Origin of the sequence: Paenarthrobacter nitroguajacolicus, assembly GCF_007786235.1 — a bacterium.
GTDB classification, from domain to species: Bacteria; Actinomycetota; Actinomycetes; order Actinomycetales; family Micrococcaceae; genus Arthrobacter; species Arthrobacter nitroguajacolicus_A.
This window is the reverse complement of the sequence record NZ_VNFK01000010.1, coordinates 44,962-65,718: the sequence shown is the minus strand read 5'-3', so window position 1 is coordinate 65,718 and position 20,757 is coordinate 44,962. Positions and strand designations below refer to the sequence as shown.

Annotated in this window: 35 protein-coding genes; 28 read left to right on the top strand and 7 right to left on the bottom strand. The window is 61.5% G+C overall.

Annotated features, from left to right (window positions below):
- Positions 1–5 precede the first annotated feature (5 nt).
- The 5 genes from FQP90_RS13835 to FQP90_RS13815 form a co-directional block, all read right to left on the bottom strand.
- Positions 6–1,493, bottom strand: a complete 1,488-nt coding sequence (locus tag FQP90_RS13835; protein WP_144651434.1) for a glyceraldehyde-3-phosphate dehydrogenase — start codon at positions 1,491–1,493, stop codon at positions 6–8.
- Positions 1,494–1,804: 311 nt separating this feature from the next.
- Positions 1,805–2,944 (bottom strand): tyrosine-type recombinase/integrase, encoded by a 1,140-nt coding sequence (locus tag FQP90_RS13830; protein WP_144651432.1) that lies wholly within the window; start codon positions 2,942–2,944, stop codon positions 1,805–1,807.
- On the bottom strand, positions 2,944–3,180 hold the full coding sequence (locus tag FQP90_RS13825; protein WP_167510495.1) for a DUF3263 domain-containing protein: 237 nt from the start codon (positions 3,178–3,180) through the stop codon (positions 2,944–2,946). Before FQP90_RS13825 ends, FQP90_RS13830 begins: the two co-directional genes overlap by 1 nt.
- Positions 3,177–3,578 (bottom strand): ImmA/IrrE family metallo-endopeptidase, encoded by a 402-nt coding sequence (locus FQP90_RS13820; RefSeq protein WP_144651429.1) that lies wholly within the window; start codon positions 3,576–3,578, stop codon positions 3,177–3,179. The genes FQP90_RS13825 and FQP90_RS13820 overlap by 4 nt, the downstream gene beginning before the upstream one ends.
- Before the next feature lie 34 nt (positions 3,579–3,612).
- A complete protein-coding gene (locus FQP90_RS13815) occupies positions 3,613–4,107 on the bottom strand; it encodes a hypothetical protein (protein ID WP_144651427.1) in 495 nt (164 codons plus the stop codon).
- A 289-nt stretch (positions 4,108–4,396) separates the two neighbouring features.
- On the opposite strand from FQP90_RS13815, the gene FQP90_RS13810 reads away from it, so the two are divergent.
- From FQP90_RS13810 to FQP90_RS13695, 26 genes are all read left to right on the top strand, one after another.
- On the top strand, positions 4,397–4,690 hold the full coding sequence (locus FQP90_RS13810) for a helix-turn-helix domain-containing protein (RefSeq protein ID WP_144651426.1): 294 nt from the start codon (positions 4,397–4,399) through the stop codon (positions 4,688–4,690).
- A 28-nt stretch (positions 4,691–4,718) separates the two neighbouring features.
- On the top strand, positions 4,719–4,994 hold the full coding sequence (locus FQP90_RS13805; RefSeq protein ID WP_144651424.1) for a hypothetical protein: 276 nt from the start codon (positions 4,719–4,721) through the stop codon (positions 4,992–4,994).
- Positions 4,991–5,197 carry a helix-turn-helix domain-containing protein gene (locus FQP90_RS13800; protein WP_144651422.1) on the top strand — a complete coding sequence of 69 codons (207 nt, stop codon included), beginning with the start codon at positions 4,991–4,993 and terminating at the stop codon, positions 5,195–5,197. Before FQP90_RS13805 ends, FQP90_RS13800 begins: the two co-directional genes overlap by 4 nt.
- Positions 5,198–5,208: 11 nt before the next feature.
- A complete protein-coding gene (locus tag FQP90_RS13795; protein ID WP_144651420.1) occupies positions 5,209–5,424 on the top strand; it encodes a helix-turn-helix domain-containing protein in 216 nt (71 codons plus the stop codon).
- 139 nt (positions 5,425–5,563) lie between these two features.
- Complete coding sequence (locus tag FQP90_RS13790; RefSeq protein ID WP_144651418.1) at positions 5,564–5,926, top strand: hypothetical protein; 363 nt, start codon at positions 5,564–5,566, stop codon at positions 5,924–5,926.
- On the top strand, positions 5,923–6,081 hold the full coding sequence (locus FQP90_RS23330) for a hypothetical protein (protein WP_167510494.1): 159 nt from the start codon (positions 5,923–5,925) through the stop codon (positions 6,079–6,081). Before FQP90_RS13790 ends, FQP90_RS23330 begins: the two co-directional genes overlap by 4 nt.
- Entirely contained in the window at positions 6,078–6,269 is a 192-nt protein-coding gene (locus FQP90_RS13785; RefSeq protein ID WP_144651416.1) for a hypothetical protein, read from the top strand. The genes FQP90_RS23330 and FQP90_RS13785 overlap by 4 nt, the downstream gene beginning before the upstream one ends.
- Positions 6,266–7,117, top strand: coding sequence for a hypothetical protein (locus tag FQP90_RS13780; protein ID WP_144651415.1), 852 nt, complete (start codon positions 6,266–6,268; stop codon positions 7,115–7,117). The genes FQP90_RS13785 and FQP90_RS13780 overlap by 4 nt, the downstream gene beginning before the upstream one ends.
- Entirely contained in the window at positions 7,114–8,085 is a 972-nt protein-coding gene (locus tag FQP90_RS13775; protein WP_144651413.1) for a hypothetical protein, read from the top strand. Before FQP90_RS13780 ends, FQP90_RS13775 begins: the two co-directional genes overlap by 4 nt.
- The gene (locus FQP90_RS13770) at positions 8,085–8,582 is read left to right on the top strand and encodes a single-stranded DNA-binding protein (RefSeq protein ID WP_144651411.1); all 498 of its coding nucleotides are present in this window, start codon (positions 8,085–8,087) and stop codon (positions 8,580–8,582) included. The genes FQP90_RS13775 and FQP90_RS13770 overlap by 1 nt, the downstream gene beginning before the upstream one ends.
- Before the next feature lie 116 nt (positions 8,583–8,698).
- Positions 8,699–8,983, top strand: coding sequence for a glutaredoxin domain-containing protein (locus tag FQP90_RS13765; RefSeq protein WP_244296780.1), 285 nt, complete (start codon positions 8,699–8,701; stop codon positions 8,981–8,983).
- 124 nt (positions 8,984–9,107) lie between these two features.
- Positions 9,108–9,314 (top strand): hypothetical protein, encoded by a 207-nt coding sequence (locus tag FQP90_RS13760; RefSeq protein ID WP_144651407.1) that lies wholly within the window; start codon positions 9,108–9,110, stop codon positions 9,312–9,314.
- 57 nt (positions 9,315–9,371) lie between these two features.
- Positions 9,372–11,126 (top strand): DNA cytosine methyltransferase, encoded by a 1,755-nt coding sequence (locus tag FQP90_RS13755; RefSeq protein WP_244296774.1) that lies wholly within the window; start codon positions 9,372–9,374, stop codon positions 11,124–11,126.
- Complete coding sequence (locus FQP90_RS13750) at positions 11,123–11,440, top strand: hypothetical protein (protein WP_144651405.1); 318 nt, start codon at positions 11,123–11,125, stop codon at positions 11,438–11,440. Before FQP90_RS13755 ends, FQP90_RS13750 begins: the two co-directional genes overlap by 4 nt.
- 332 nt (positions 11,441–11,772) lie before the next feature.
- On the top strand, positions 11,773–12,264 hold the full coding sequence (locus tag FQP90_RS13745; RefSeq protein WP_144651403.1) for a hypothetical protein: 492 nt from the start codon (positions 11,773–11,775) through the stop codon (positions 12,262–12,264).
- Between the two features lie 257 nt (positions 12,265–12,521).
- Positions 12,522–13,130, top strand: a complete 609-nt coding sequence (locus FQP90_RS13740; RefSeq protein ID WP_144651401.1) for a hypothetical protein — start codon at positions 12,522–12,524, stop codon at positions 13,128–13,130.
- Between the two features lie 365 nt (positions 13,131–13,495).
- The gene (locus tag FQP90_RS13735) at positions 13,496–13,861 is read left to right on the top strand and encodes a putative PDDEXK endonuclease (protein ID WP_144651399.1); all 366 of its coding nucleotides are present in this window, start codon (positions 13,496–13,498) and stop codon (positions 13,859–13,861) included.
- A gap of 121 nt (positions 13,862–13,982) precedes the next feature.
- Positions 13,983–14,279 (top strand): hypothetical protein, encoded by a 297-nt coding sequence (locus FQP90_RS13730; RefSeq protein WP_144651397.1) that lies wholly within the window; start codon positions 13,983–13,985, stop codon positions 14,277–14,279.
- Positions 14,276–14,548, top strand: a complete 273-nt coding sequence (locus FQP90_RS13725) for a hypothetical protein (RefSeq protein WP_144651396.1) — start codon at positions 14,276–14,278, stop codon at positions 14,546–14,548. Before FQP90_RS13730 ends, FQP90_RS13725 begins: the two co-directional genes overlap by 4 nt.
- Complete coding sequence (locus FQP90_RS13720) at positions 14,545–14,763, top strand: hypothetical protein (protein WP_144651394.1); 219 nt, start codon at positions 14,545–14,547, stop codon at positions 14,761–14,763. Before FQP90_RS13725 ends, FQP90_RS13720 begins: the two co-directional genes overlap by 4 nt.
- The gene (locus FQP90_RS23785; RefSeq protein WP_280115981.1) at positions 14,760–14,885 is read left to right on the top strand and encodes a hypothetical protein; all 126 of its coding nucleotides are present in this window, start codon (positions 14,760–14,762) and stop codon (positions 14,883–14,885) included. The genes FQP90_RS13720 and FQP90_RS23785 overlap by 4 nt, the downstream gene beginning before the upstream one ends.
- Positions 14,882–15,385, top strand: coding sequence for a hypothetical protein (locus FQP90_RS13715; RefSeq protein WP_144651392.1), 504 nt, complete (start codon positions 14,882–14,884; stop codon positions 15,383–15,385). Before FQP90_RS23785 ends, FQP90_RS13715 begins: the two co-directional genes overlap by 4 nt.
- Complete coding sequence (locus FQP90_RS13710; protein WP_144651390.1) at positions 15,382–15,762, top strand: hypothetical protein; 381 nt, start codon at positions 15,382–15,384, stop codon at positions 15,760–15,762. The genes FQP90_RS13715 and FQP90_RS13710 overlap by 4 nt, the downstream gene beginning before the upstream one ends.
- A gap of 103 nt (positions 15,763–15,865) precedes the next feature.
- Positions 15,866–16,117: a hypothetical protein gene (locus FQP90_RS13705; protein ID WP_144651389.1), complete on the top strand. Its 252-nt coding sequence runs from the start codon at positions 15,866–15,868 to the stop codon at positions 16,115–16,117.
- A complete protein-coding gene (locus tag FQP90_RS13700) occupies positions 16,114–16,416 on the top strand; it encodes a hypothetical protein (RefSeq protein WP_144651387.1) in 303 nt (100 codons plus the stop codon). Before FQP90_RS13705 ends, FQP90_RS13700 begins: the two co-directional genes overlap by 4 nt.
- A 163-nt stretch (positions 16,417–16,579) precedes the next feature.
- On the top strand, positions 16,580–16,885 hold the full coding sequence (locus tag FQP90_RS13695) for a hypothetical protein (RefSeq protein WP_144651385.1): 306 nt from the start codon (positions 16,580–16,582) through the stop codon (positions 16,883–16,885).
- 671 nt (positions 16,886–17,556) lie between these two features.
- On the opposite strand, the gene FQP90_RS23780 is transcribed toward FQP90_RS13695, so the two are convergent.
- Positions 17,557–17,685 (bottom strand): hypothetical protein, encoded by a 129-nt coding sequence (locus FQP90_RS23780; protein ID WP_280115980.1) that lies wholly within the window; start codon positions 17,683–17,685, stop codon positions 17,557–17,559.
- 430 nt (positions 17,686–18,115) lie between these two features.
- On the opposite strand from FQP90_RS23780, the gene FQP90_RS13690 reads away from it, so the two are divergent.
- Both FQP90_RS13690 and FQP90_RS13685 read left to right on the top strand, forming a co-directional pair.
- The gene (locus FQP90_RS13690; RefSeq protein ID WP_144651384.1) at positions 18,116–18,871 is read left to right on the top strand and encodes a hypothetical protein; all 756 of its coding nucleotides are present in this window, start codon (positions 18,116–18,118) and stop codon (positions 18,869–18,871) included.
- A gap of 58 nt (positions 18,872–18,929) precedes the next feature.
- On the top strand, positions 18,930–19,778 hold the full coding sequence (locus FQP90_RS13685; protein WP_144651381.1) for a hypothetical protein: 849 nt from the start codon (positions 18,930–18,932) through the stop codon (positions 19,776–19,778).
- Between the two features lie 386 nt (positions 19,779–20,164).
- On the opposite strand, the gene FQP90_RS13680 is transcribed toward FQP90_RS13685, so the two are convergent.
- Entirely contained in the window at positions 20,165–20,749 is a 585-nt protein-coding gene (locus tag FQP90_RS13680; RefSeq protein WP_144651380.1) for a hypothetical protein, read from the bottom strand.
- Positions 20,750–20,757 lie beyond the last annotated feature (8 nt).

Genomic DNA, 20,757 nt, shown 5'->3' with positions numbered 1-20,757 from the left:
AGCGGCTAGGCGCCGGCAGTCTCAAGGACTGCGATGGGTGCCACGACGTCGCGCGCAGGGAACGACGGCGGATTGACGCCTGCCATTTCCTCCATGACGCGGACAACCTGGCAGGAGTAGCCGAACTCGTTGTCGTACCAGACGTAGAGCACGAGGTTCTTGTCGTTGGAGATGGTCGCGAGGCCATCCACGATGCCTGCGCGGCGCGAGCCTACGAAGTCGGTGGAAACGACATCCGGCGAGTCGATGTAGTCGATCTGCTTGCGGAGATCGGAGTGCAACGACATTTCGCGGAGGAAGTCGTTGACTTCGTCACGCGTGGTCCCCTTCTCCAGGTTGAGGTTCAGGATTGCCATGGAGACATCAGGGGTAGGAACGCGGATGGCGTTACCCGTCAGCTTGCCCTGGAGTTCGGGGAGGGCCTTGGCAACAGCCTTGGCAGCACCCGTTTCCGTGATGACCATGTTCAGCGCAGCGGAACGGCCACGGCGGTCGCCCTTGTGGAAGTTGTCGATCAGGTTCTGGTCGTTGGTGAACGAGTGAACCGTTTCCACGTGGCCGTGGATGATGCCGAACTTGTCGTTGATGGCCTTCAGCACCGGCGTGATGGCGTTGGTGGTGCAGGATGCCGCGGTAACGATCTTGTCGTCGTCCGAGATGTCGCGGTGGTTGATGCCGTGAACGATGTTCTTGAGTTCGCCCTTGCCCGGTGCCGTGAGCAGGACGCGGGCAACACCCTTGCTTTGCAGGTGCTGGGCGAGGCCATCGGCATCGCGCCAGCGGCCGGTGTTGTCCACTACCAAGGCATCCTTGATGCCGTAGGCCGTGTAGTCCACGGTGGCGGGGTTGTCCGAGTAGATGACCTGGACCTGCACGCCGTTGGCGGTGATGGTGTTGGCTTCCTCGTCCACCCGGATGGTGCCTTCGAAGGATCCGTGCACGGAGTCCCTGCGCAGCAGGCTGGCGCGCTTGACGAGGTCGTTGTCAGCACCCTTGCGAACCACAATTGCACGGAGGCGCAAACCGTGACCGCCGCCGGCCTTTTCAATCAGGATGCGGGCCAGGAGGCGGCCGATACGGCCAAAGCCGTACAGCACGACGTCGGTGCTGGTGCGGTCGTCAGCGCCACGCTTTCCGACGATCTCGGCGAGCTCGGCACGCAGGTATTCGTCCAGCGAGGCTCCATTGCCTTCGGCCCGGAACTTCTCCGTCAAGCGTGCAATATCAATGGCTGCAGCGCCGAGTTCCAGCTCGGACAAGGCGTTCAGCAGGGGTGCGGTTTCTTCGAGCAGGAGCTCATGGTTGCTCATTCGGCGCGCAAAGCGGTGTGCCTTGAGGATGTTCATGGTGGACTTGTTGATCAGGCTGCGGCCGTGGATGCTGGTGACCACGTTGTTTTCCCGGTACAACCGGCCGATCACCGGAATCATGGCCTCGGCGAGAGCCTCCCGGCCCATCCACTTATCAAGACAAGAATCTGACGTCTGGCTCACAGAACTACCTTCCTTGGGTCAACCACATACGTCCTCGTATGCAGATGGCAGCGGCCGCCCGGAGTAATCCTGCGGCACATGCGCCGGCGGGCTTCGGTCCACCCACAGCGCCTTGAACGAGAGCAAAGAAAAATCCGCCGGCTGCGAACGCAGTCCCGGCGGCAGAACATCTACGTTCACTAACCATTCTAGGGCGGAAGGAAGGGGCATAGGCATCCCAGGGGCGTGAAATCACTCACACGCCAGCAAACCCGGCGGTCATAAATGGATGGGTCGACCGATACGCCGGGTTCTGTACGAACCCCGCAAACTCAGGCCACTTCGGCGCCTAGGGAGTTTTCAGGGAGTTTCTGCTCCGGCAGAATCACCAAACCGTCCGAGGCCGCGACCATCCGTTCATCGTCGTTCGGCCACAGGTGAGCGTACGTTTGCAGCGTCTCCGTGGCGTCCTTATGCCCCAGCCTGTGAGCCACGGCGACCGGTGAAAGGCCAGCCGATATGAGCAGGGACGCATGATGGTGGCGGAGCTGGTGCCAACCGTCCCCAATGAAAGGCAGAATCTTCCGCGCCTCAGTCCACACCTCGGACCGAGTGTTCCGACTCATGCCACCGCCGATAGCGTTGGTGAACACCAGTGACTCGGGATGCTGCTGACCGCGGCCTTTCAGCATCAATATGCTTGCTGAGCCGATCTTCACCGACCGGTACGACGCCTGGGTCTTTAGGGGCCCGAAGTTTGGGATGTCACCGCCAGTGATGAGTTGCCGGTCAATTGTGACGACTCCGCTTTCGAGGTCGATGCGGTCCCATGTGAGGCCGAAGAGTTCGGACGGCCGCAAACCTGTTGCTGCCGCGAAGACCACCGCTTCGCGTTGCGCCGGTCGGATCACGCCTACGAGGCGTTGGACCTGTTGCACGTCCAGCGGGCGCACAGGGGCATGCTCGACCCTTGGCAGCCGGACGCCGACCGTCGGTGATCTTTTCAGGTGGTCATCCAGCACTGCCGCTTTGAGGAGCCCGGAGAGGTACACATAGGCAAGCTTTATGGTTGACGGGGCCAGAGTGCGCCCCCAAACCGCGATAGCGGCCTGGATGTCAGCGCGGGTCAGGTCTCGCAACGGGATCTTCCCCAAAGTCGGAATGATGTTCAGGTCCAGCCGTCGGCGGATCTGATCCAGGGAGCCGGCACGTTGGTGCACCTGGGCGATGAACCAAACCTCCGCCCACTCCGCCACGGTCAGGGTCCCGGAATTAAGGGACTGATACGTGCCGTTCTGGATCTCCGCTTCCATGAGAGCAGCGTGAGTTTTTGCCGCGTCCTTGTTCGTGAAGGACTTCTTCTTTTCGCTACCATCCGGCTCCGTCCAGACAGCCCGCCACCGCTTGCCCTTGCCATACTCCGCTGAGCGTTTCTTGTCCTTGCGGATCCACCGGTCTTCGACGCGGGCCACTAGAACAACCTCCGGCGGATCGCAGTCCGGCCACGGCTCGTGCGTTGGCGGATGAGTAGCGCCGTGCCGTGCGGGTCATACGCCCGGGCGGCGGGGTTGTCGATGATCCTATTGACGGCCTGCCAGTACTGCGTGGGCGTAAGTCCGAACTGTTCGGTGGCGTCGGCTTCCCGTGCTGCAGCGTATTTGTAGGGTGCAGTGGCCAACTTGAGGATGGCCTTCTCTTCATTTGTCACGGTATCCCCCATCCGATGCGCTTCCTGAGCGCAAGCATTTCTTCGAAACTCAGTGACTTCACGAAGTTCCTTACGTCACGGGGTAGGACGAAGAGGCGGTGAGCTATGGCGATGACGTCGTCATCGATCTGCGCGGCGGCCACGAAGGCGTCAGGGCTGATCAGGTGACGGGCTGCCCACATGCTGGCTTGCGCTTCCTGCCGAGGGTTGCATCCGACGTGGCGGAAATACGCGTGGCCCAGCTCGTGCCACGTACTGGATCGGCGCTGTAAAGCGGCCAGCTCCACATGGCGGAGGATCGTGTGCGTGTCGGGGTCATAGCATGCCCACCAGCCGTTGGGCGGGTAACCATCAATGATGGTCACTCCCAACTCTTCGGCTTTTTCTTCGTACCCCATGCCGGAGGACTCTATGAGTGAGCCCTGACGTTTTTTAGTCAGGATCAACCTCTGTGTCAAAGCTCATACCCTTTTCGCCCTTGTCGGCTGCCAGGCGGTAGTCATCCCGGGTGACCGGCTTTGTCTTGGTGGTTGCCTTTGCTTCGGCTGCTGCTTCGGCGAGGCCGTTGAGCTTGAGGAGTTCTCTGGACATGGATGCGAGGACGTCCTGTGCGCTGGCGGGGAGGCGGCGGGCGTGTGCCAGGACAAGTCCGTCTTCAAGCTCGACGCCGACGCGCAGGCCGACTTCCCGTGCGCAGACGTCCACTACATCGGACTCAAGGACGTTGAGGCCACGGGCTAGGCCGCGGATGGTGTCCGGGTCCGGGAAGTTTTTGAGCTGGCGGGTGACCATTTGCTGGAGTGCCTTGTGGGTTGGTTTGCCGCCGCAGTCTTTGGAGAGTTCGACGTAGGTGCGGGCGCCTCGTCGTCTGTTGATGAGGGACGCGAGGCTGTTCGCGACGGGTCCGTCTTCGGTGTTGTTTTCCATGAGCTGAACTCTCCCAGCAGGTTTGAGATGCCGACAAACTGTAAACGCGGCTTGACGCCTACCATGCGTTTAGATCCAAACATACCCTTCACGCCTACTAAATGCCTTGAAGAAATTTCCAGTTCCCAAGCGGCAGTAGGGGCATCCGGGCATATCGGAGTTGACAGGGTGCCTACCACTACGCAACCATTGGCATATCCCAGTTGCCAGATAGGCGCCTACCATGGGACTATGGAGAGGAAGCGAAATGATCTACCAGCCCCGAACGCGGTACCCGAAAGGCACGTACATGAGACTCAAGAACAGGGACCTCCTGCGGGCCATGGTCATCGTCCAGGAAGACGTGGACACTGCACGCAAAACCGGGCGCCCCATCCCCGCATCAAAGACACCGCAACGGGCGCTGGCAGATCGAGCCGGAGTCACCGGCGGCTTCATCAACCACCTCACCTCCGGCCGCCGCAAATCCTGCGAACCACGGACCGCCGAACGCATATCGGAGGCGCTCCAAATTCCGCTCGACGTTCTCTTCGACTCCGACGAGACGCATGGCAGAAGTAAAAAAGTCAGCCCCAAGAAGTAGAGTCCGAAACACCACGAAAGGAATCACCATGGGCCAGCCCATCGCAATCGAAGAACTCGACTGGAAGAAAAAAGGCATGGAACTCATCGAAGAACTTGCCGCCACCGGCGCGCCGTTCGACGCCTACGCGCTAACAGAGCGTGGACTGGCCGACCCACCACACCCCAATAAGTGGGGTTCCCTGTTCCGTGCAGCCAGGTCACGGCGTCTCATTGAGCACGCGGGGTTCCACCGCTCCAGCCGTCCCAGCCGATCCGGCGGGGTGTGCCAGCAGTGGCGCGGACTTCCGGAGGCTGACCGATGAGCACCGCCGTCCAGACACTCCCCCGCTTGGCCCTCACGCTCGAGCAGGTTGCTGAGATGTTGCAAGAGCCCCCGGCAACAATCGCGAAGCACTGCCGCACCCAAGCACTCAAAGGCGCGTACAAGACGGGCGGCCGCACTTCACCGTGGCGGATTCCGCCGGCGGCCATCGACTACTACCAGCAGCACCAACCGAAGCAGTGAGGGCATCTTTGATGACTGAGAAGGATCCGCAGGCCGCGGCTCTCCGGAGGCTGGATGTGGCGATCACCATCGCGCACCAGGCGCAGCAGAAGGCCGCTGACGAGCGGGCGCATATTGAGGCTGCTGTGCGTGAAGCGCTGGCTTCCGGGGTGAAGGTGTCCGAGATCGCGGCCCGCCTGGGCGTGACTGTGCAGCGGGTGTATCAGATCAAGAACGCGAAATCCTAGAGGGATGTGCGGCGAGACGTTTTGTAGTTGCCAGATAGGCATTTTGAAAGTACCATTTACATATGGGCATAAAGGTGAGGCCCCGGGACTGCAATCCCAAGGCCTCGCAGCCACCGAACCCACGAAAAGGAAACATTCGATGACCGATCTTCACTTTACCAAAGCCCACGCCGCCGCGGTCCTCCGCTTCGAAATCGGCACTTTCTCCGAAGAAACCCCACTCCACGGGTACACCGAAGCCGAGTACCAAACCTTCGCCCGCCGGCTCTCGTACTTGATCGACGCCGACGTCCATTGGGTTACCATCGAAGACGCATGGCAGGCGTTTCAGGACCTTGTCGCAGTTGCCAACTGCACTCACGAGGACATCAACCTCAACCGCTCCGGCAGCATCGACAACCGCCAGGAGCTCACCGAGCGCATCGAATCGAAACTCGCCGAGGATATCCGCCACATCCTCGAACGCAGCTCCTTCCGCGCTCACTGGGAGTTGGCAGCATGAACGGCCTCGAGTACTTCAACGGCATCACCCTGCTCGGGATGGTCGTCTCCATCGGCCTGGCTGTCGCCGCCCGCTGGTCCCACACGGAAGAACGTGCCGCTCACCTGCTGCACAAGCCGGGATCCGGATGCATCGAATGCGAGGACCAGGCATGAGCCGCATCGAACCCGAAGAGTGCGACCACGACGAGATCTTCCGCGGAGTCTGCGAAGACTGCGACGCGATCATCGAACCCGACTGGGAACCGTCCGACGCTGACCTCCCGAGGCCGGACTACGGCTACACGAACCCATCCACTTCCCGCCTCGAAGCCTGGGCCAACAAGCAGGAGCTGACCTCATGAGCGTCAAGACCAAGACCGCGCCGAAGGGCCTGACCTTCACCCACAACGGCCACCGCTACAAGCTGGACGGCCTGCCCGTCACCGGTGTCACAACCATCCTGAACGGTGGGGTGCCGAAGCCGGCACTTGTGTACTGGGCTGGCAAGACGGTCGCTGAGTTCGTGGAAGCCAACCCGCTCGAGGTCGAATCGCTCCGGACCCGCGAGGGTGTGGACTTCGTGCGCGAACTGGCTGGCGTTCCTGCCAAGGTCCGCGACGACGCTGGCGTGACCGGTACCGCCGTGCACGACTTCGCCGAAGCCCTTGCCGCCACCGGCACTGTGGAAGACGTCCCGGAGGAACTGGCCGGATACGTGGAGGGTTACGCGGACTTCCTTGACCGCTTCCAGATCACCCCGCTTCTCATGGAACGGCCGTGCGCCAGCCGTAAGGACTGGTACGCGGGCAAGTTCGACATGATCGGCACCTCTCCCCTGCTCAACGACGGCCAGCCGATCATGATCGACCTCAAAACGTCGAAGTTCGTCTACGGGGAGACTGGGCTGCAGACCGCCGCTTACTCGCTGGCTGAGTTCTACATGGACGAGGACGGCAACGAACAGCCCCTTCCTGAGATCGTGGCCACCTACGTGGCGCACGTGACGCCCATGGACCGGATCGGCCAGAACGCCCGCTACGGAGAAGCGCCCCTCGGAACCACCCTCTACCCGCTGGCCAAGAACCGGGACGAGATGAAAGGCCACTACGCGATGTTCCTCGCCGCGGCCTACACACACAAGACCACAAAGCTCCGGGACTCCATCGTGGGCGAACCCGTCACCACCGAACAGAAAGCAGTAGCAGCATGACTGACGTAGCAATCCCCCAGCAGCAGGCCGCCGGCATCGCCATCGCAGGCGCGCCCATCGAAACCCAGGCCACCCTCAGCCTCGTTGGCTGGGCCTCCGAACTGGACGCCGCTTACAAGCTGGCCTCCATGGTGTGCCAGACCGCGTTCGTACCCCAGCACTTCCGGAACAAGCCGGAGGAAACCGCCGTGGCCATGCTCTACGGCCACACACTGGAAATGCCGCCCATGGTCGCGGTGAAGTCCATCTACGTCGTGCACGGCACCCCAGCCCTGTACGCCCAGGCAATGTATGCCATCGCACTGTCGAAGGGCCACGAGATTGAGCGTGTGGAAGCGACCGAGCACCGTGTTGTGTTCCGTGCCCGCCGTCGTGGTGTGCAGGCTTGGCAGAAGGTGGAGTGGACCATTGCCCGGGCCACGCAGGCCGGGTACACGTCGAACCAGAAGTACCGTGAGAACCCCATCGGCATGCTGACTGAGAAGTGCAAGGCCGAAGCTGCGAAGCTCGTAGCCCCGGACGCACTGGCTGGTATGTCCTCGGTGGAAGAGATCCAGCTCGGCGACTTCGACGAGACGAACTACAGCGACGCCCCAGCCGAGGAAGCACCGGCGCCGAAGGCTAAGCGCACGATCAATCGTGCCAAGGCCCCGGCCCCTGAGCTGCCCGAGATCGTCCACGAAGCACCCCAGGATGAGGTAGCCGAAGAGGCGCCAGCGGAGGAACTGGCCACGAAGGCGCAGCTCACAAAGATTCACGTGATCCTCGGCAAGCTTGGCGCCAGCGAACGCGAAGCAGGACTCGCGGAACTGTCCAACTTCACCGGCCGGAAAATCACCACCTCGAAGGACCTCACCAAGGCCGAGGCGTCCCGCTTCATCGAGGATGCCGAAACCCCGCCGCCGGCTGACGAGAACGGCGAACTCACTTCCGACGAAGCATGGCTGGCCGGAACGAGCACGAAGTAATGGCGGGCGAGACGACCATTACGGTCATTGCCAACCTGACGAATGATCCAGAGCTCCGGTTCACGCCGAACGGTTCAGCGGTGGCGAACTTCACCCTCGCCTCCACGCCGAGGACGTTCGACCGTCAGAGCAACGAGTGGAAGGACGGGGAAACCCTGTTCCTCCGTGCCAGCGTTTGGCGGGAGGCAGCGGAGAACGTGGCCGAGTCCCTGACCAAGGGCATGCGCGTCATCGTCACCGGCCGCCTGAAGTCCAGGTCTTACGAGACCAAGGAAGGCGAGAAGCGCACCGTCATAGAGCTGGAGGTCGACGAGATCGGCCCCAGCCTCCGGTACGCCAACGCCAAGGTCAACCGCACCCAGCGTTCCGGTAACGGTGGCGGCCAGGCACCCGCCACTACGAGCGGTAGCTGGGGTGGTGGCCAGCAGGAGGACGCCTTTGCCTCGCAGTCAAGTAGCGGCTGGGGCAGCGGGCCGGACTCCGAACCCCCGTTCTAAGCAATCCACCACCCATGAAACCCGAACCGGACGCCTGTCCTTGGCAACAAGACACAGGCGTCCGGCACGTCCCCACCAAGGAGAACACTTTGACAGTCACAGACCTCACCCCACGGATCGAGGCCCGCGACGGGGCCGCCGTCGTCCTCTACAGCAAGCCCAACTGCGTTCAATGCGACGCCACCAAACGGAAGTTCAAGAAGGAAGGGCTCGTCGAAGGCACCGATTACACCGTCGTCGATGTGAGCCAGGACGAAACCGCTTTGGCGTTCATCAAGTCCCTCGGCTACTTGCAAGCGCCTGTCGTCTACGTCTCCACTCCGAAGGGTGTCCATCACTGGTCCGGGTACGACGTCGACGAAATCGACGAGCACATCCTCCAGAATCGGGCGGCCGCGTGAAGACTATCGCTCTAGTCCCGCCGAGGCCGCCCCGGGCTGTGCAGAAGCCGGAACCCAAGGTGCCCACGTGCAGCTCCTGTGAGTGGCCGCTGAACGCCACCGGTGAATGCAAAGGCTGCACCTGATGCCCGGGCAGCTCAAGCGGCCGCCGTCACCGGAGAAGCTGAGCCAGGCGGCGACATTGCTGCAGGGCGGCGCATCGCAACGGGAAGTCACCCGCACCACGGGAATCGCCCGCGAAACCCTCCGTAAACACTTTCCCGGGCAGGGCTGGACCTACCGCGAAGGCGGGTCCTTCCGAGCCCTCACCAGACACTCCCCCATCCACTGAAAGGAACACCATGAGAGTTAGCCCCAAAGCCACTCGTGCCACGCTGGAGGTAGCACGATGAGCACCGCACTACTCGAACGCCGCACCATCCTGGACGACCTCGTCCAGCTCATGCAGGCATCCAACAACGAACTCACCGCCACGGACATGTTCTGCGGCGCCGGCGGATCGTCCACGGGAGCGCTGGAGGTCCCCGGAGTAACGATCAAGACGGCCATGAACCACTGGGCCCGCGCCATCGAAACACACAACGCCAACCACCCGGAGACCGATCACGTTTGCGCGGACATCCAGATCACCGACCCGCGCTACATTGCGACATCGGACATTCTCTGGGCATCGCCGGAGTGCACCAACCACTCAGTGGCGAAGGGCAAGAAGCGCATCACAAACCAGGCGGATCTCTTCGGGGACTCCATCGCTGACGAGGCCGCCGACCGGTCCCGCGCCACCATGTGGGACGTGCCCCGGTTCGCTGAGTGGCACAAATACAAGCTCATCATCACCGAAAATGTGGTGGACGCTGCCAAGTGGGTCATGTTCGACGCCTGGCTGATGGCCATGGACGCCCTCGGCTACAACCACCACACCGTCTACATGAACAGCATGCACGCACAGCTCGGCGGCCTGCCCGCCCCGCAGTCCCGAGACCGGATGTACGTGATGTTCTGGCTCAAGGGAAACCCGAAACCGAACTTTGACCTCCTCATGCCACTGGCGCACTGCACCACCTGCGACGAGACCATCCGGTGCATCCAGTCATGGAAGAACCCGAACTACCGATGGGGCAGGTACAAAGCCCAGTATGTCTACCGCTGCCCGAACACCCGCTGCAAGAACTCCATCGTTGAACCCGGCTGGCTGCCCGCCGCATCCGCGATCGATTGGAAGCTCCGCGGCCAGCGCATCGGAGACCGTACCAAGCCCCTCGTGCCCAAGACCATGGCCAGGATCGCTGCCGGTCTAAAGCGCTACCACGGCAAGGCGGTCAGCATCGATGCCGTACGCGGCGCCGAAATCATCAGCCCCGTCCACGCTGAACCGTTCCAGACCCAGACAACCAGCTACACCCGTTCGCTGCTGATCCCTGTCGAAGGCCGGGAAGGGAAGCAGGCAGCCCATGTCGGCGACGTCCTCCGCACCCAGACCACCCGCAACGAAACCGGGCTGCTGGTTCCTGCCGGGGGGACTTGGAACGATGACGCTAGGCCGCTCACGGATCCCATGCGTGCACTCACCACCCGGGATGCCAATGCTGTCGTCATGCCGCCGCTGGTCATGCGGAACAACTCAGCCCCCGAAGGGCAGGAAGCTTGCATGTCCACCCCCGCCACTCAGCCGCTCGGCACGCTCACCACAGCAGGACACCAGTCGCTCATCGCAGCACCCGGAGCGCACCTGCTGATGGAGTACTACGGCAACGGCCAGATGCACCCAGTGTCCAAGGCCATCCCGACAATCAGCACCACGGACCGGTTCGCCATGGTCACCACCATGCGCGGCACCTCACCGGAGCACCTGGCCGCATCCAACGCACCCACCACGGACCCCTTCGGAACGTTCAGCGCCGGCGGCCAGCACCACGCCGTCACCGAATGGACCGTCCCTGAAATTGAGGACTGCGAGTTCCGGATGCTCGAGCCTTACGAGATCAGCGCGGGCATGGCGTTCCCGAAGTCGTACATCATGACAGGGAACAAGCGGGAGCAGGTCAAACAGGCTGGAAACGCGGTCACTCCCCCGGCCGCTCGGGATCTCTTCATCGTCGCCGCGCTCTCGCTCTCCGGTGCAGGGCTGGAGCTGGCAGCATGACGGCCCGAGACGATTCGGTGGCAATCCTGCACGGCAGCGCTGACAACTCGCTGCGGTGGGTGTGGCTGTCCAAGAAGTCCGGATCGATCACCATCGCCCGGGTAGACCACACAGGGTTCTTCTTCCGGGAATTTGGCGCACCAAGCGGAACGGACATCGCAGCAGCGCTGCCTCGGCTCTGGTCCTACCAGCTTGCCGGGGTGAACCTGTCCGGGCACGCCACGCATCACCTGGCGCCGCCCAGCATGCAGAGCATCGAACCGATCCCCGTAGCTGCTGTGGTGGATGTTTGCACGACTCAGGCCATGTTCTGATGGCCGCTGTCACATGGGATGAGCCCAAGCATGTGTTGACGTGGTTGGAACAGGGCGGGAGGGGCAATTGGGAGGTTGTCGCTCGTGCTACTGCTGACACGATCATGGTCCGGTCACGGCCGTCCATTGAGATTGTGCAGTCCGTCGTGAAGGCGCATTTCCTGCTCCGGGACGACATCAACCTATCCGCCTGGGCCACCCACACACGCGGCCCACGACCACAGGACATCACCCCACTCACAGGGGTTTAGCTTTGCCCTCGTAGACGCGTGACAGACGCCAGAAAACGCCTGTCACGCGTCACGGTCTCAACGAAAGGTCACACACCAACCATGGCTGGCGACTACGCGCAGATGCGCCGAGATATCTGGGGGGACTCGGACTGGACTGACCTGTCCCCCATGGCCCAGTGGCTGTACTGGGTTATCACCACCGACCCCAAGATCGAACTCACAGGCGTCGCTGACTGGCGACCCAAACGCATGCTGAAGAAGGCCGCGGCGTTGACTGTGGACCTGTTCGAAGCGGCCGCCGAGGAACTCCAGGCGAAGGCTTTCATCGTCGTTGACGAGGACACCGAAGAGGTCATGATCCGCACCTATGTGAAGCATGACGACCTGTTGAAGTCTCCGAACATGGGTCGGGCTATTGCACGGCTCTACCCGACCATCGCATCCAAAACACTGAGGGGTGTGCTCGTTCATGAGCTACACAAGCTGAGGGATGAGCAACCGGATTTGAAGGGTTTCCCGGCCCTGGCACAGGTCATGATGAACGCCCGGATTGATGCCCGGGAACTCGTCGCGGAACGGTTCGCAGCATGAACACGAACCCATCGGTAAAGGGATCAGGAAACCCTTCCATCAACCCATCGATAAACCCATCCACAAACAGTTACCCAAACCCATGGGACAACCCATCCAACTGGCAACAGGAACCCTTTATCGACCCCTTCGGTAACCCCATCGGGGAACCCATGCCCCACACCAAGCACCTAACACCTAGCAACCATCAACCATCACCTTGGCAGCCATCAACCCAGAATCGTCACCTAAGTGACAACGAGCGCGAGGAGCGAAAGTTGAGCAGCGAAATCCACACCGAACGAACCATGCTCGATCTCCTCCTGGCTCGATACAACACCGAACGTCAAGGGACCATCGCTGACCGTTGGGTCAGGGCTGAGCATGTGCGTTCATCTCAAGGCGTTTGGGAACCGCTGAGCATCGCCGACTTCATCGCCATCGACAAGTACGCCAGCAGCCAAGCGATCCACGGCCACGAGGTCAAAGTTTCAAGATCAGACTGGCTCACCGAACTCCGCGACCCATCCAAGGCCGAACGCATCAAACGCTTCTGCCACCGCTGGTGGCTCGTCGTCCCGGATGCCAGCATCGTCAAGCCAGGCGAACTCCCCGAAGGCTGGGGCCTCATGGTCAAAGCCGGGAATGTCCTCCGAGCCAAGACCCGGGCACCGAAGCTCAACCCCCAACCACTGACGCTTGACTTCGTAGCCGGCCTCACCGCAGCAGTCCAACGAACAGCGATGCGCGAACCCCTCCACCGCGACGCCCGCACCATCGCAACCTGGAACGAACGCCTCGGAAGCCGCCAACTCTGCCAAGGCTGCGGCGAAACGGCACCGTGCCAACTCCACCAACCACGAGCAATCAAGGAGCAAGCAGCATGACCACGCAGACCCTCCCCGTAGGGGCAACCAAACACCACACAGAAGCGACCCTCAAAGCCCGCCACCAAGAGGCCTTGGACATCTTCGAGGCGTGGTGTGACAGGTGCCGGGATTGTGGTGGTTCGGACCTGCGGGCGGCTGAGTTGCAGCGTGATGAGGCGTGGGATTGGGTCGAGCGGACGAAAGCGGACCTTGACCTTTACCGGAGCGTGTTGTGTCAGCGGGGCACTGTGTGGGGTAGGACGGCTCCGCATAGGCGGTCTGGGGTGATTGGACATGGATAGTCTTTTGCGGCCCACAGAGACGCATACAGCGCGTTACGCTGGCAACCAACAAATGATTACTAAGAGCCTGGGAGGGCCGGCATGACCCGCTACCACCGCCAGAAGGGCGCCACGTTTGAGCGCATGATCGCCGACTACCTCGCGAAGTGGGTGGATGACCGGATCGACCGGCGCGTGAAGACTGGCGCGAAGGACCGCGGCGACATCGCAGGGCTCCGGCACATGGGGCAGCGCGTGGTGCTGGAGTGCAAAAACACCGCGAAGACGCTGCTGGGTCCATGGTCTGCTGAGGCTGAGGTGGAGCGCGGCAACGACGACGCCCTGGCCGGGCTGATTGTGCACAAGCGGCACGGGAAGGGCCGGCCAGAAGACCAATGGGTGACCCTGACCGTGGGCGAGTTGGTGGCGTTGTTGACAGCGTCGCGGGAGCACTACGACGCCGAGTAAAGCCGCGCTCCTGAACACGCATTACAGTTGTTGAAACGGCATTTGCTATGCGATATGCTGGGTGAACCACCCCGGCCACGCGGACTGCAATCCCCGCCGGACCACGAAAAGGACAAACACCATGACTTCAACCATCAAGATCCAGCAGGCAGAGATTGCCGGCGTACTGCCCTACCCGTACTTCATTGACGTACCAACAGGGAATGTTGGCCGCCAAGACTTTTGGCGCGGGCACCCGGCCAAGCTGATCGGCTTCGCCTCATCGGACGAGTTCGACGTCGCACTGACCCTCCCGGATTTCATTGACAGCCCGGGACGCGCACATGGTCTCCGCCCGATCTTCGAGAACAGCAACGGTGCATGGTTCACCCACCCCCAAGCCGTCGAGAGCACCACCGTCCAAGGCGCAGCAGCATGAGCGCCCGGGACGATCTGGCCCAGATCATCACAAACAACCGCACCATCTGGGTGACGAATACCGAGCACTTGGCAATGGAGCAGGCACAGGCTGACGCGATCATCGCCGCCGGCTACTCCAAGCCCACCAACGAGCAGACAGCCGCCGTCACCGCCATGGCTGGCATCTCGGAAGCCATGGACTCCATGTTCCGGGGCCAAGCCACTCAGCAGGAAACACTCAACCAGATCGCCAAGACCCTGGGCGCGTACGAGATCGAGCGCACATGAGCGGGACCACCGTCCGCCGCAAGGCACGCAAAGCCCATCGCTGCGGCTGGGGTTCCTGCCGAATGATCCAGCCAGGCGAGGCGTACCTGATCCACACCACGTTTCCCGGTGACGACAGCGGCTACGCCACCACCACTGGCCACCCGATCAAGATCGCTGAATGCTCCGACTGCGCCACCCGCTACGGGAGAGCCGAACTGCTGGCAGCGTCATGACCACCGCCCAGCGTCTCGCCCAACTCGCCGCCACGTGCCCGCACCTCGCCCGCAACCTGGGACTACTCCCACCCGAACAACTCCAAACCATCCTCACAGACCCGAAGGAACCCAAGCGATGAGCGAAGAGACCAAGCGCCGCACAAAGCGCCGCTACGCCCACGAGCTCTACCCGCACGGCGAAGAGTTCGAAGTACGCCCGCTCGAAGTCGAACTGCCATACCTCTACGCACGGGCCATCGGTTTCCAAGTGTGGGGAACAAGCTGGTTTGACGGCGAGACCGAACTTGCCAAGGAGCAGGCCCGCGCCCGCACCCTACAGATGATCGACGCCTGCCACATCGCCTTGATGGCAGACGCAATGCATCAAGGACTTACCGGCCAAGATGCATGGGCGTGGGCTGAGAGTCGCATGGATGAAAGCGGCGAGTGGATCTATCAGCGAGCTGTTCATTACGGCGTGGACCCCGCACTGATCAAGCCCTATCAGTGCGGACCTGAGCCTGACAGCCACGATCACGACGAAGCAGTTGAAGGCGTCACGTGGACACGCGTGCATCGCATCCAGGGTAAGGAAAGCGAATGCCCGGACTGCACCGAACCTGTGGAGGTGACGGCATGACCGCCACTGGTATCCCTGCCCTGCTTGAACCCATCCAGAACCGACTCAACGCCGCAACACCCGGACCATGGGAGGTTATCGACTTCCACGAAGGTTTCCGCCGAATGGAACCGCTCTACGGTGTCGTGAACATTGACCCCCGGAAGCCTGTCATGGCTGCGGACAAGCAACTGACGGTGCAGGTTGAAGAGGGCGAACGTGAGGATGCCGAGTTCATCGCTGCGGCGCCCATGGATCAGGCCCGCCTACTCGCCGCCGTACAAGCCGTGGTGGCTGAAATCGAAGACACCGACCTCGAAACCAACGAAGCCCAGCAAGGCGACCTCGCAGACCGGATCCTGTCCGCTGTTGCGGCCGCGCTCGGAGGTGAAGCATGAGGTTCCTTTGCGCCATAGGTCTGCACCTGTACCCGCGATACGTGAAGGCCTACCTGCAAGCCCCGGCGCCAGTCCGGTGCGAACGATGCGGAAAGGCAGCATCATGAGCCAGGAACGCATCGTGGCTGCAGCGAAAGCGATCGCTAAGCAGGACCGAACCGAACTCAACACATACCGGGACCAGGCCGAAGCAGCATTAACCGCTGCTGATGCGGTGATGTTCTCCGACGAAGCCATAGAACGAGCCGCACGGGCAATGCTCGACGCGATGTACGACGACAAGACTCTCCGGGTTGACGATGGGGACCGTGGAATCATCCGTGACGTGGTGGCCGCGTTGAAGGGAGAACAATGAGCGCCGTTGAAAGAATGCGTGAGGACTTGCGCTACGCGGACCATTACCGGAAGCAGGCCCGCGCCGCTGATGGGCTTGGGGTGCTGCTTGAGTGTGAGTACCCAGGCACCGTAAGCGAAGTCAAGGTGAAGAAGGGCCGCTGGTTCCGGCGCAATCCCAGCAACGACCGTCCGGAAGAGGAAATCATCCTGTCCACTGACGAGCGCCGCGAGTTCGCCCAGTGGTGTAAGGAACGCGCCACCACGCTCAACAAACAGGCCGACGAAATAGAAGCACGGTACGCAGGCGGTGAATCATGAGCGGATGCCGGCAGAAGGTAGGGCCCGTGTGGAAACTAGGCGGCGAGACTTGCACCTGCACTAAGGTCGAAGGCCACGACATGCCGCATGAGTGCAGTTGCGGGGCATGGTTCGAAGCCCCGGAGACGGAGCTTGCTGACGACTACGCCCGGAACGATCACCGATGAGTGAGCTTGATGAGGCAATGGCCGTACTGATGGATGCGAAGCCATCACCGGAGGCGGTAAGGAAACTGGCCGCTGACACGATCCACAAGCGGGACAACCCGCACACCCTTGAGAGTGTCTTCACCCCGCCAGTGAACAGCAACCCCATCCCGAGGTACCTGACATGCCTGCTGTGTGGCATCCAGATCAACAACGAAATCATCTACATGGGACGGCCACCCGCGGATATGGCAAAGCACCCCGCGAGTGTTCACGTGGCTTTCCACAACCAGATCCACCAACTCACGAACCCTGATGCCTGACATCCTCCCGGGTATGGGTGCCACTGACGCGTGGGCCCGGCGGACCAACACCTATCCCGGCTGCACATGCCCACCATGGCGCTACTCACCACAGCACCCCAAACCAACCAGCCCAGACTGCCCACAACACGGGAAGCAGGAGGCCATGTGACCTGGGTCGTGCAGAACATCTTGTCTTTGGCGAGTTCGCCTACGAGGAGATCCAGATCTCTGGAACAACCTGCGCATGGCCGCTGGGCGTAGCGGCCATGCGTTGCTCAGGCTAGAACCAGCCCCAGTCCTTCCAAATCTTCCACGCCTTCTCAGCAAGGTATCCAGCCGATGCCAGTACGGAAGCCCAGTCCTTGGGGGTCCACTTAGCCATCCCGCGCTTAGGTTGCTCATGTCTACCCATCTCACACCTCGTTTCCGAGGCCAACCGACCAGCAACACGGCAAGTTGGTTGTTGCCCCTGGGCGAACAGCCTGCGTACCATGAAGCCAGCAGCGGACCTCTATCTACTGCTCTTTGGCCGGGAACGCTCCTCGCTTCGTTTGGCGACCAAATGGGGAGCGCCCCGGCCCGGTAAGAACCACGCTATTCCTCAGCACATACATTTCAGCAACTGTTAACCGGCATGTTGATTGTCCGGTTCGTTAAATTTTGGTGAACCGGGGTCCATTCGGTGTGCGCTACCTCAAAAGCTCATGCAGGACGACAGCTACAACCGTGCGGACCAGGCACAGCACGCCTGCAATGAGCGTCGACTGGTTACGTGCGGAGCAGTTCGGGCAGTGGCTCGATGATCGGCGTGAAGCCATGGTGTTTCATCCTTCGGTAAGCGAGTCCTCAGCCCACCGGGCATGGCAAGTAAGCCCAGCGGATTGCATTGCTGCTCTCCCGGCGCCTACGATGACCATGAACGGCGAACTTCGAATTCGTTGTTCTGGTGGCCGGACCCCCTCTGTTTTCTCAGGACGAGTGGGGGTGCCGGCCTCTGTAGTTAAAAGCCTAGTTGGCTTGATGGACAATTGTTGGGTACTGGCCAGCTCCGCAGTAGATCCGCACCTACCGCCATGCTGTGATATGGAAACTTCTTGCAACATGCATTCACCCGGACGCCCCGCTGCTGTGCAGAACTCAGCAGAAAAATGTTGCATTAACTTTCCCTACAGTTGTGACGCAACTGTTATGAGGCTGTTGTCATAGGTGTGGTCAGTCAGCCCACCCAGGATCTAGGAGTGAATAGTAATGGCGAGTGATCCGAAATACGCGCCCGGCCAGATCGTGAAGGGTAGAACGATCTGCGGGGCGAAGAACAAGCAAGAAAAGCCCTGCGGACTGTCACCCGCTGAGGGTGCCACGCGTTGTGGCCGCCACGGTGGGAACTCACCACAAGCCCGGAAGGCTGCCGAACGGCGGGTCGCTGAAGCGCAGGCCCAGAAGGAACTAGAGCGCGGCGTGCGTACCCTCGGCCTGCCCATCGACATCGACCCAGGCAAAGCCTTGCTGGATGAGATCCACTGGACCGCCGGCCACGTCGCCTGGCTGCGGGAGAAAGTCCAAGATCTGGACACCGTGGATAAGCTCACGCGTGGCACTGAGGACCGGACGACATGGAACAAGGATGGCGACTCCGAGTTCCATGAAGGCTCTGATGAGTCCGGGAACCCCAACGCTCATTCCCTCGTGTGGGGTCAGACCGAGTATCGGGACAAGACCGGTGGTGAAGACGCGGGCCAGACTGTCGTTGAACAGGCTGGCATCAACATCTGGTATCAGCTCTACTTCAAAGAGCGCGACCACCTCGCGAAGGTGTGCGCTCTCGCTCTGAAGGCTGGCATTGAGGAGCGCAAGGTCAAGCTTGCTGAATCCCAGGGCGCCCTCGTGGCTGAGGCGATCCGGCGTATCCTCGCCGCCCTCAATCTGTCCCCCGCGCAGCAAGCGTTGGTGCCGGAAATCGTCCCTCAACAGCTCCGTCTTCTTGCCGGAGGAAACGCATTGTAGATGTTAAACTGGCGCTTGGTAAAGGTCTTGGGGATTGGGGAGTGTTTTGGGGGTCATCATGCACGCAAGTCAGGTCATCACGGGTGGAAGTCACAGCACCGGCTCACCCGGCACGGAATGTGGGAACTGCGAAGCACCCTTGCATGATGGGTTCACCCTCTGCCACCAATGCACCACTCCTTTGGAAGAGGACCTTCGCGCCGTGGCTGGGGTGTGGGAAGACATCATGGTGTCCGGCTCACGGCTCGACGTCGGGGCGCCCTCCGTGGGCGGCTCCGGCGGGCACGCGGGTTCGCGGGAACCCGCGAACCTGGACGCCCTCGACAAAGCTCAGACGCTCCGAGTGATCCTTGGCGGTTGGAAGTCGCAGCTCCCCACCGTCGGTCCGTTCGGGGAACCGCCGGTCATCGCGAAATGGCTGCTCACCCAGATCCCATTCATCCGGAAGATGGAATGGGCGGCCACACTGAAGGAAGAGCTGCGGGAAGCGCTCAATGACTGCCGCTACGCCACCGACCGGAGCGCGGAACGGGTCAGCCTGGGCGAATGCTGGAACGAAATCGGAGGCCTCCCCTGCGGCGGGACCATGATGTCCATCGTCGGCGGGAAGATCGCCAAGTGCAGGCTCTGCGGTGCTACGGACGGCAGCCGGGAGCGCCAGCGATGGCTGATCTCCGAGGCTTGGCACGTCCAAGCTTTCCTTCCGGACATCGCCCGATGGCTTACCACCTCAGGGCACGCGAGGATCGACATCAAGAAGGCCCGCAACTGGGTCAACGCCGGAAAGCTCGAACCCGACGCATGCGACGTGGACACCCGCCGGGAGCTCTACACTCCCGCGGCGGTCATTGCGGCATACCGGGAAACACCCACCGGCAGGCGAGAACAACTAGCAAATGCCGCATGACGCTTGACAGTTGCCAAAATAATCCATAGCCTGTTCATGATGCGATTACTGGCTTTGGGGCTAACCACCGCAACACCGTGAGAACCCGCCTTCCCCCAACGAGGCGGGTTCTTTCGCGTCCAGGGCTGAACGGGTTATGCAGGTAACCACCCCTGCCACATCAGGGTTCGATTCCCTGTCAGCCCCTCTAGCCCCGCCGAAACAACGACATGCAAGCGGGGATACAGGGTGATGACCCACCATCCGGGAAGCGCCCGTAACAGCGCTGCATCGTCCCGGCCTGTTCCGAGCCGCGCTGGGCGGCAGTCACCACGGAGCCTTATGGCTGGCACCAAAACCGGGCACGCCCACACCAGCGGAAGAAACTGGCGGGGCACACACTTTCTTTAGTCGTTGAAGATCGATTTCAAGATGACATTGCGGGGAAGCTCATGATCGTCCGGGTTCGGGGCCAGATCCTCGCGCATGGCAACAAGAGCCCGACCAAACGATTGTTTCAGCAATTCGGATTGCATGGGAGTCAAAGCGCTCCCATCGACATCGGACAGAAGCGATTGCCAGTAAGCGAGCATGTGTACTGTGCCCGAACTGGCCCACAGCGCCGCGTGGGTACGCAATTCCGCATCCGTCTTGCGATCTGCCTTCACCTCTTCGGGTGTGCGGTCAGTCGCGATGAACCGCTGAAGCATGAACGTTGCGATTTCGGAGTAGACCTTCTCTCGACGCTCAAATTCCTTTGATTCTCGGTCACGCTTCTTCTGTTCCTGCCAGCTAACAACGCCGCGGGACGCGATGTAGGCAGTCAGGGCCACTGTCATCAAGACGGCGCCGGGCGCAAATAGGTCCTTGCCCCAAGCGGTTCCCCAGACCGCTACGAACGCTACCCCAGTCACGGCGGCGCCGACTATGCCCAGCGCTGCGCAATAGGCCCCCAACGGTCGGCTTGAGAACCAGATTTTCAGTTTTTCCACCACTGAAT